Raw genomic sequence first — 9860 nt, 5'->3', positions numbered from 1 at the left:
CTTGGTATCGGGCTCGCTACAGAAGGGGCATTTCATTTTCTGGGGGAGGAGGGGGGAGGGGTGCAAATCAGTTCGCTGGGATGCAAACGCTCCATTGAAAGGCCGGGACAGTATTGCGCATGCGGATCCAATTGCCAGGCGCGCTCGCGCTTGCACCACTCCTCCCTCCTTCCCCTCCCTCCTCCCGCTCTATGCATACACCCGAAACCGCGCGCACAGCTTCTTCACGTCATCCGCCACCCGCGCGATCACCTTGTCGTCTTGCGGCGCGTCGAGAACGTCCGCGATGAGCTGGCCGAGCTGTTCGGCTTCGACATTACCGAAACCGCGCGTGGTCATGGCGGGCGAGCCGATGCGGATGCCGCTGGTGACGAAGGGTTTCTCCGGGTCGTTGGGAATGGCGTTCTTGTTGACAGTGATGTGGGCACGACCCAGCACCATCTCGGCATCCTTGCCGGTGATTTTCTTGGCACGCAGATCGACCAGGAACATGTGGCACTCGGTGCGCCCGGAGACGATGCGAAGTCCGCGCGATTGCAGAGACTTGGCCAAGGTCTTGGCGTTATCCATCACCTTGGCTTGATAGTCCTTGAAACCGGGTTCCATGGCTTCCTTGAGTGCTACCGCCTTGGCGGCGATGACGTGCATCAAAGGGCCCCCTTGAATTCCGGGAAAGATCGTGGAGTTCACCGCCTTTTCCCGCGCGGCTTTCGCCAGGATCATACCGCCGCGCGGGCCGCGCAGAGTCTTATGGGTGGTCGTGGTGGTGAAATCCGCGATGGGCGTGGGATTGGGATAGAGCCCCGCGGCCACCAAGCCGGCATAATGGGCCATGTCCACCATGAGACAAGCATCCACGCTGTCGGCGATGTCGCGGAAACGCTGCCAGTCGATCACCAAGGAATAAGCCGAGGCGCCCGCGATAATCATTTTCGGATTGTGCTCGTGAGCGAGCCGTTCCACTTCGGCGAAATCGATCTCCTCATCGGGTGTCAAGCCGTAGCTCATCACGTGGTAGAGCTTGCCGCTGAAGTTGACGGGCGACCCGTGGGTCAAGTGGCCGCCGTGGGCCAGCGACATGCCAAGCACCGTATCGCCCGGCTGCAATACGGCCATATACACACCGGCGTTGGCCTGGCTGCCCGAGTGCGGCTGCACGTTGGCGATGTCCGCTCCGAATAACTGCTTGGCTCGCTCGATGGCCAAGCGCTCGGCGATGTCCACGTACTCGCACCCGCCGTAGTAACGCTTGCCAGGATAGCCCTCGGCGTATTTGTTGGTCAGCACCGAGCCTTGCGCCTCCAGCACCCGGGGACTCGTGTAGTTCTCCGAGGCGATGAGTTCGATGTGATCTTCTTGCCTGAGGCGCTCGGCTTCCAAGGCCTTCCAAAGATCGGGGTCGAACGATTCAATACTTTGATTCTTCAGGAACATAGGACACTCTATGGAAAGCGCCCGATTCTATCAGCTTGATACTAGCCACCACTTCACGCCAGAATCGCGGCCCATTCTTTCTCCCCATGCGTGAACCGCCATGAACGAACAACTCGAAACCATCAACCAACTCAAAAGCATCGCGTTGGACGCCGCTGTCAAATTTGGCCCGAAGGTACTGGTGGCCATCCTCATCATCGTCGCCGGATCCATGGTGAGTAAATGGGCGGCGAAGGGCCTGTTGAAAGCCCTACGCAAGTTCGATTTGGAACCCCCAGTGCGCGATCTCATCGCGCGCATCGTGCGGGGATTGATCATCGGGCTCTTCGCCATCATGGCGTTGCAGAACCTCGGCGTGGAGTTGCTCCCGCTGATCGCGGGCTTGGGCGTGGCGGGTGCCGGGATCGCGCTGGCCATGCAAGGCGTGTTGGCCAATATCGTGGCCGGCCTGACCATCATCTTTACCCGCCCTTACCCCGTGGGCGAATACATCGGCATCGCGGGCGAAGAAGGCGGGGTCGAGAGCATCTCGCTATTTAGCACCGTGCTCAATCACTCGGACCGCTCGCGCGTGGTCATTCCCAACCGCAAGATCGTGGGCGAGATCTTGCACAATTACGGAAAGATCCGGCAGATCGATATCACCGTGGGCGTCGCCTACGACAGCGATATCGATCACGCATTGGCCACCATCCGGGAAATTCTCGCCGCCAACCCATTGGTGCTCTCGGAGCCGGCCGCGGAATTGGGTGTGGCCGTACTGGCGGACTCATCCGTGAGCATAGCCATCAAACCCTGGGTCAAGGTTCCCGGCTACGGCGCCAGCACGGCCCAGATCAACAAGGCCGTGCTGGAAACCTTCCGCGCCCGCAAGATCGTGATGCCCTTCCCGCAGAGGGAAGTGCGAATGCTGGCCGCGTAGCTGGCCTGTATAATAAGCCCACCGCTTTCCCGTAAGGAGTACTTCAAGTTCCGTACGGAGCAAGAATGGAGGGGAATTTCTCGATGTTGCTAAATTGATCACGAAGACCCGCACATCCGCGCGGCGCGAAGGCACTGCGAGCGGCAAGCTACGCATCGGCGACGATTGGAACGCCATCACCATTATCGCCTTGTCGCAGGACAATCCGCTGAAAGCCATCGCGGAGTTCGTGGAGAACAGCATAGATGCGGGCGCGTCCAATGTGACCATTACGCGAGGCAAGGAGCGCGGCGAGCACTTTCTGATGGTGGCCGACGATGGCAAGGGCGTGCCCAAGGACAAGGACGGCACGCCCGACTTTCGCTACGTGGCCACGCATATCTGCGATTCCATCAAGCGCCAGTTGAAGGCCGGCGGCCTGAAGGGCGGGCAAGGCGAGTTCGGCATCGGTCTGCTCTCCTTCTGGACCGTGGGCGAAGAACTTGCCATGGCCTGTGCCGGCGAGGACGGCAAGCTCTACGAAATGCAGATGCGCAAGGGAGACCCCAGTTATCACGTTTCGCGCCGGGGTACGCTCGTGCCAGAAGCCGGCACGCGATTGAAGATCGCCCCCCTGCTACCGGGTGTGCGCCAGATCTCGGGCGAAAAAATCCAGTGGTATCTCGCCTCCGAATTGCGCGAGCGCATTCGCGCCTCGGGCGTGCAAGTCAAGGTGCTCGACCGGCAAGCGCGCAAGGAATTCAGCGTGGAACCGCGCCAGTTCACCGGCGAGCTACTGCATCATTTGCCCAGCGTGACCTCCCCTTTGGGCGAAGCGTACGCCGAGCTTTATTTGAATCCCCCGGATGCCGCCAATCACGTTGGCCTGTACCGCTCCGGCACTCGCATCGTTCAATCGGTCACGGATCTGGCCGCTTTCAAGAAATCCCCATGGAATGATGGTTATCTGCAAGGGATGGTGGAGGCGCCCTTCCTGAACCTCACGCCGGCCACGAGAACCGGCGTGATCCACGACGCCGCGCTGGAAGCCCTGAGCGAGGCCCTGGTCCCGCTTGAACAACATCTCTTGGAACTCATCGACGCGCAAAAACGGGCCGAAGAAGAGCGCAGCAGCAAGGACACATTACGCTCCATCCAACGCGCCTTCCGCGAGGCCATGTTCAGCTTGCCGGTGGAAGAGTACGAGTTCTTCGGCATCAACGTGCGCCAGCGCGGCACCGGCGCCCCGCACCCGGAGGGGCCGGGCGAGGAATTAGCGCTGCAAGGCGTGGCGGTGGACGCCGGGGAAAATGAAGAACCCGCGCAACGCCAGTTCTTCGAATTCGCGGGCCCTCTCTATAGCGTGAAAATCGCGCCGGCCAGTTGCACTCTGGCGGTGGGTACCTCGCGTACCCTGAGAGCCGTCCCCCGCGACATGAGCCGGCGCGTGATCGATCAAGGCGTGACCTTCTCCTGGCGCATCGCCGATGGAGAAGTAACCTTGGAAAACACCGAATCGGAGTACGTCACCTTCAGCGCGCCTACCCAACCTTGCTTGGTGCGCCTCGCGCTGAGCGCGCGCCAAGGGAACACGTTGTGCGAGTCCGAGGCAATAGTCACCGTGACAGACAGCCTGCTGCCCGAGAGCAAGGAGCGCTCGGCAAACGCGCAAGGATTACCCAACTACACCCTCGAACACGCGCCCGGCAAGCTATGGCGCTCGCGCCACGACACCGTCCAGAACGTGATCGTCATCAACAGCGGCCACCGCGATTTTGTCTTCTCCTCGCGCGTGCGCACCACCAAGTTGCGCTACCTCATTCGTCTCTACGCCAAGGAACTCGTGCGCAGGAATTTTCCTGGCCTCCCGCCCGAACAACTGCTAGACCGCTTGATCGAACTCTCGTTGTATGCGGAAGAGCATATCAAGTAGTGCCCATGTCCAAGGATCTCTTCCACTTTGGCGCCCGCAAAGTCAAAATCTGGCCCGATACTCAGCGCGTGGAAAGACTTGACGAGCCCTCGGTCATCATCACCGATTTTTCCGACCGAGATATCTACCACGGCCGCTTACGCGATCGCATTCTCCAGCTCTAACAGGGCTCGGAATTTCGCGACACGATCTTCAAGGCTGGCTGTGGCGTGAAAGTCCGCCACCCCGCGCGCTGGAGTTGCGTGGAAGCCGATCTCGTCCATGCGCGTGCGATAGCCTTGTTCAAGCTCGTCCACCAATCCGCCACGGCGGCGGTGGATGACTCTTGGGCCAGCGTCTACCGCACGGGAGATTACTGCGCGCCGCATAGTCATACACGCGCCGTGGCCAGCGTGCTGTACTTGCTCGATCCCGGCGAGCCGCCCGCAAACTGAACCCGTTCGTGGCATGGACGCCAGAGTCTTGCATAGGTTCCGAGTGGCTCGCCGGCTCCGCCGCAATCGAAGCGAGGGTAAACATGGAAAATAAGGCTAGGCCGGCATAGGACCGGATTTCCTCCGGCGTCATCGCTACATTCCCAGCATGCGCCCGATACGTGCGATGTAGTCGCTCGCCGTGAGGGCATCTCCCAACACTTCGTCTTCGATGCGGCCTAGTACCGAGCGGATGCCGGAGAGCCCCGCATGGACACCGGCGTGATCGCCTTCCGTGGCTTGCAGCGCGGTGCGCAATTGCTCCACCTCGGATCTCAAGGTATCTAGGTCGGCTGAACCTTCGCGAACTTTGGCAAGATCTTCGGCCAGAGTTTCCACCAAACGAGAAACCTCGCCTAGATCAACATTCGCGCGGTCACGGCCTGTATTCGAATTCATCGTTGGCTCCTTGGTGGCCTGCAAGGAAGCATTATAGGTTCATGCGTAAAATCAAAGCCAGTTTGAAAGTGACCAAGAACAACATGACCCCACCTCCCATCCGCTACACTATCATTCCCAAACACCCCGAAGCCCACCTCTTCGAAGTGACTTGTGTGGTGGTGGATCCCGATCCCGCCGGGCAGCGCTTCACCCTCCCCGCATGGATTCCAGGTAGCTATTTGATCCGGGAGTTTGCGCGCAACGTGACCAGCATCCGTGCAACGAGCCGGGGCAAATCTCTACGCATCACCAAACTCGATAAGCAAACTTGGCAATGCGCTCCCACAACTACCCCCGTCACGGTGGTGATGGAAGTGTATGGCCACGATCTGTCCGTGCGGGGCGCGCACTTGGATACCACGCATGCCTTCTTCAACGGTACCTCGGTGTTCTTGCGTGTCCTGGGCCAGGAGCATCTCCCGTGCGAAGTGGATATTCGGCCTGCGCGAGGAGCCCGCTACCGGCGCTGGCAAGTGGCCACCGCCATGCGGCGGGGATACGCCAAGCCCTACGGCTTCGGCACCTATGTGGCGAAGGATTACGACGAGCTGACCGATCATCCGGTGGAAATTGGTACCTTCACGCTCGCCAGATTCAAGGCAGCGGTGGTGCCCCACGACATTGCGATCACAGGGCGCCATGGCGCGGATCTGGCCCGCCTGTGCAAGGATCTCAAACGCCTGTGCGAATGGCACATCGAATTTTTTGGCCGCCCAGCCCCCATGGATCGCTACGTATTTCTTGTCACGGCCTTGGGCGAGGGTTACGCCGGCTTGGAGCACCGCGCCTCCACCGCGTTGCTGTGCTCGCGCGACGATCTTCCGCAAGCGGGCACGAAGGAAATCACCGATGGATACCGTGGCTTCCTGGGCCTATGCAGCCACGAATACTTCCACACCTGGAACGTGAAGCGCATCAAACCGGCGGCCTTCGTTCCCTATGACTTGGAGCGGGAGAACTACACCAGCCTGTTATGGGCCATGGAGGGCATCACCTCTTATTACGACGATCTTGCCTTGGTGCGCTGCGGTTTGATTTCGCACGCCGCGTATACCGAGTTGCTCGGGCGCGCCATCACCAATCATCTGCGCACCCTGGGCCGCCTCAAGCAGACCGTCGCCGATGCTAGTTGGGATGCCTGGATCAAGTATTACCGCCAGGACGAAAACTCGCCCAACGCGTTGGTGAGTTACTACTTGAAAGGCAGCCTCGTCGCGCTGTGCCTCGATCTCCTCATTCGAGAGCAGACAAAGGGTCGCAAGTCCCTCGATGACGTGATGCGTGCCCTGTGGGAACGCCACGGCCGCACCGGCGCTGGAATTCCAGAAGATGGCATCGAGCGCCTCGCGGAGGAACTGAGCGGGCTACGATTGAAGGGTTTCTTCGACCGCGCACTGCGCTCCACCGGTGAATTACCGCTCAAGACCGCGCTTGCGTACGCGGGAATAGAGCTACATGTCAGAGCCTCAACCGGCGCCACGGACAAGGGCGGAATGGCGGGCACGGATACGAAGCCCCGCGCCGTGCTGGGCGCGCGCACCACGGAGGATGCGGCCGGCGTGAAACTCACACACGTATTGGACGGCGGCGCCGCGCAGCGAGCAGGCTTGTCGGCGGGCGACGTAATCGTGGCGATCGATGGCCTGCGGGTGAACGCCAAGAACCTCGACCAGCGCCTTTCCACTCACCCCATGGGTGGTAGTGCCGCGCTCCACTACTTTCGCCGTGACGAGTTATGTAGCGCGACGCTTCCCGTCCTCGCCGCGCCGTTGGATACGAGTTATCTCATCATCGCCAAATCACCACCTAGCGTTGCCAAACGGCGTGCGGCCTGGCTTGGTTCGCTCGAAGGCACTTGAACCAGGGCTAGTCATCCGGCGGCACTGGCAACTGCGCCGCGAGCACCTTGTCGATGCGCTTGTCGTCCATGTCCACGATCTCGAAGCTCCAGCTCTCCCAATTGACCTTATCGCCCACGCGCGGCAAGCGCCCAAGCAGCAACATCATCATGCCGCTCAAGGTGTGATAGCGCTCACGGTCCTCCTCCGGCACGGTGCGGATCTCGAGGCGGTCTTTCAATTCCGGAATCGGAATGATGCCGTCCAACAACCAGGATCCATCCTCGCGCCGCACGCCCCAGGTGTCTTCGGCATGGCGCGGCTTGAACTCTCCCGTGATGGCTTCCATCACGTTTTGTAGCGTGACCATGCCCAGCAACTCCCCGTATTCATCGATCACGAAGGCCAATTGCACGCCCGAGGCCTTGAAGTTCTCCAGCAATTCCATCCCGGTCAAACTCTCGGGCACGTAGACGGGGGGTTGCAGGTTCACCCTCAAGTCGAGTTTGTCCCCGCGCAAGGATTTCGAAAGCAGGTGGCGCGAGTTGAGCACGCCTATGATTTCCTGCAAATCGCCTTTCACCACGGGAAAGCGCGAATGCTCCGAATTCTCGATACGCGTCAGGTTCTCCTCCATGGGCTCTTCCACATCCAGATAGACGATGTCGCCGCGGGGAATCATCAGGGAGGCAATCTGCCGGTCATCCAAGCGAAATACGTTGCGTACCATGGCGTGTTCGTGGTGCTCGATCGCGCCCGATTCCGAACCTTCCTCCAGCATCGCTTCGATTTCTTCTTCCGTCACACCTTGGCTGGTGGTGCTGCGCGCGCCGATGGTTTTCAAGATCAAGTCCGTCGATGCGGAAAGAATCTTGACGAAGAAACGCGTGGCGGCGGCGAGCGCCAGCATGGGGCGGGCGACGATGCGGGCAATGGGCTCGGGGTTCATCTGGCCCAGGCGCTTAGGCACGAGTTCCCCCAACACAATGCTGAAATAGGTCACTACCACCACCACCAGCGCCGTGGCCAGCACGTGCGAGAGCCCCCCGTCCACGCCCATCTCCTGCACCCAATTTCCCAGAGGTTCGGCGAAAGCCGCCTCGCCGACGATCCCGTTGAGGATGCCGATGGAGGTGATGCCAATCTGGATGGTCGACAGAAATTTGGTGGGGTGCTCCCCCAGTTCGATCGCAGCCGCCGCCGCGCTGTCGCCTTCGTCCACGAGCTTCTGCAACCGCGGCTTGCGCGCGGTGACCAATGCAATCTCCGACATGGCGAAAAGGCCATTTAGGAGAATAAGACCAAAGAGCAAAGCGACTTCCATTGACTTTCCCGCCGGTAATTAAAACCCTGGAGTAGACTCAAGCATTATGCCAACAGCAAGTGCCCTGCCGTAAGCGATGAAGCCCGCCTCCAATTTGCCCGTCTATTCGGACGTGGCCGCCGCGGCCGTCCGGCTTAAAGACCGCGCCCGGCGCACGCCCGTTCTCACCTCGAGGCAAGTGGATGAGCGCACTGGCTGCAAGGTTTTCTTCAAGTGCGAAAACTTCCAGCGCATCGGCGCCTTCAAGTTCCGGGGGGCCTACAATGCGATATCGCAACTCGCTCCCGAGCAGTTGCGCCGCGGCGTCATCACCTACTCCTCGGGCAACCACGCGCAGGCGGTTGCCCTCTCGGCGGCGCAACTCCGTAGCCAGGCCGTGATCGTGATGCCCAAGGACGCGCCCCAAGTCAAAGTGGAAGCAACCCGCGGTTACGGAGCTGAGATCGTCTTGTACGACAAACACGAAACCACCCGCGAGGCGCTCGCCAACCAGTTGGCCGGCGAGCGCGGCCTGGCCGTGATTCCGCCCTACGATCATCCCCATGTGGTAGCGGGGCAAGGCACCGCCGCCAAGGAATTGTTCGAGGAAGTAGGCGATCTGGACTATTTCTTCGTCCCCGTGGGCGGCGGCGGACTCATCTCGGGATGCGCAATTGCGACCTCGGCGTTGAGTCCGCGCTGCAATGTGATCGGCGTGGAGCCCGCCGCCGGCGACGATGCCACGCGCTCCTTCAAGACCAAAACCCTGCAAACCTGCCACAACCCGGAAACCATCGCCGACGGTGCTCGCACACCCTCCCTGGGAGAAATTACCTTCCCCTTGGTGATGCGCCACGTTCACGGCATGGTCACCGTGACCGACGAAGAACTCCTGCCCGCGATGCTATATCTATGGGAGCGCATGAAAATCGTGGTGGAACCCACGGGTGCATTAGGCATCGCTGGACTATTCGAGAAAAAATTTCCGGTTCCGCAAGGATCGAAGGTGGGCATTTTGATCTCCGGCGGCAACGCGGACATCAAAGACGTGGTGCCGCACCTCAAATAGCGCCTGGTTGGCTCGCGTTACGCGAGCGCCAAAAAAACACGGAAACTGTCCGTCTATACAGCAATATGGGGCACACTCCTTCAGTCGGAGTTTTCCGCGGATTGATTGGCAAGTCCTTGATTGAGTAATAGCCTTTGTGCTCAAAGAGGAGGTTTTTTCGATGCAACAAGGGATTTGGACCTGCGTGATAGACGGAAACTGTCCGTGTTATAACACGGACGTTTTCTGTTGATTACATGTTGGGCGGCAAGAAGGCGCTGCGTTGACCTGTCATAGGCTTCACAAGCTGTCTGCGCTGCATACTGCAAGTTGATGTGTTTGGTTGCTGTTCTACGCCACTGCATGTCTTTTAATTTGAAACGTGCTTGCCAACGCTGGCTGTCTGGTCGCCTATAAAGCACAACCTCACCACCACGTGCGTGTGCGAGATTTGCGTTGACAAGTTTGACTTCTACTTTCACTACACTG

At 59.9% G+C, this 9860-nt stretch carries 8 protein-coding genes; 5 read left to right on the top strand and 3 right to left on the bottom strand.

The genetic code is table 11. The annotated features are described in order from the left end of the window. Positions 1–189: 189 nt before the first annotated feature. Positions 190–1434, bottom strand: a complete 1245-nt coding sequence (locus EXR36_14450) for a serine hydroxymethyltransferase (protein ID MSQ60797.1) — start codon at positions 1432–1434, stop codon at positions 190–192. 100 nt (positions 1435–1534) lie between these two features. Here EXR36_14450 and EXR36_14445 point away from each other — a divergent pair, with 100 nt between their 5' ends. The 3 genes from EXR36_14445 (at position 1535) to EXR36_14435 (ending at position 4702) form a co-directional block, all read left to right on the top strand. Continuing rightward, positions 1535–2356: a mechanosensitive ion channel family protein gene (locus EXR36_14445; protein ID MSQ60796.1), complete on the top strand. Its 822-nt coding sequence runs from the start codon at positions 1535–1537 to the stop codon at positions 2354–2356. A gap of 94 nt (positions 2357–2450) precedes the next feature. Further along, positions 2451–4268: a hypothetical protein gene (locus EXR36_14440; protein MSQ60795.1), complete on the top strand. Its 1818-nt coding sequence runs from the start codon at positions 2451–2453 to the stop codon at positions 4266–4268. A 209-nt stretch (positions 4269–4477) separates the two neighbouring features. Further along, the gene (locus EXR36_14435; GenBank protein MSQ60794.1) at positions 4478–4702 is read left to right on the top strand and encodes a hypothetical protein; all 225 of its coding nucleotides are present in this window, start codon (positions 4478–4480) and stop codon (positions 4700–4702) included. A gap of 135 nt (positions 4703–4837) precedes the next feature. Here EXR36_14435 and EXR36_14430 read toward each other — a convergent pair whose 3' ends face one another. Then, positions 4838–5140, bottom strand: coding sequence for a hypothetical protein (locus EXR36_14430; protein MSQ60793.1), 303 nt, complete (start codon positions 5138–5140; stop codon positions 4838–4840). A gap of 83 nt (positions 5141–5223) precedes the next feature. Here EXR36_14430 and EXR36_14425 point away from each other — a divergent pair, with 83 nt between their 5' ends. Continuing rightward, a complete protein-coding gene (locus EXR36_14425; GenBank protein ID MSQ60792.1) occupies positions 5224–7041 on the top strand; it encodes a M61 family peptidase in 1818 nt (605 codons plus the stop codon). A 7-nt stretch (positions 7042–7048) separates the two neighbouring features. Here the strand turns inward: EXR36_14425 and EXR36_14420 are convergent, their stop codons facing one another. Continuing rightward, entirely contained in the window at positions 7049–8344 is a 1296-nt protein-coding gene (locus EXR36_14420; protein MSQ60791.1) for an HlyC/CorC family transporter, read from the bottom strand. Between the two features lie 76 nt (positions 8345–8420). On the opposite strand from EXR36_14420, the gene EXR36_14415 reads away from it, so the two are divergent. Continuing rightward, complete coding sequence (locus EXR36_14415) at positions 8421–9392, top strand: threo-3-hydroxy-L-aspartate ammonia-lyase (GenBank protein ID MSQ60790.1); 972 nt, start codon at positions 8421–8423, stop codon at positions 9390–9392. Positions 9393–9860 lie beyond the last annotated feature (468 nt).

The organism is Betaproteobacteria bacterium (genome assembly GCA_009693245.1).
Taxonomy (GTDB): domain Bacteria; phylum Pseudomonadota; class Gammaproteobacteria; order Burkholderiales; family SHXO01; genus SHXO01.
Note: the sequence above shows the minus strand (reverse complement) of the source record. Positions and strands in the feature narration are given on the sequence as shown.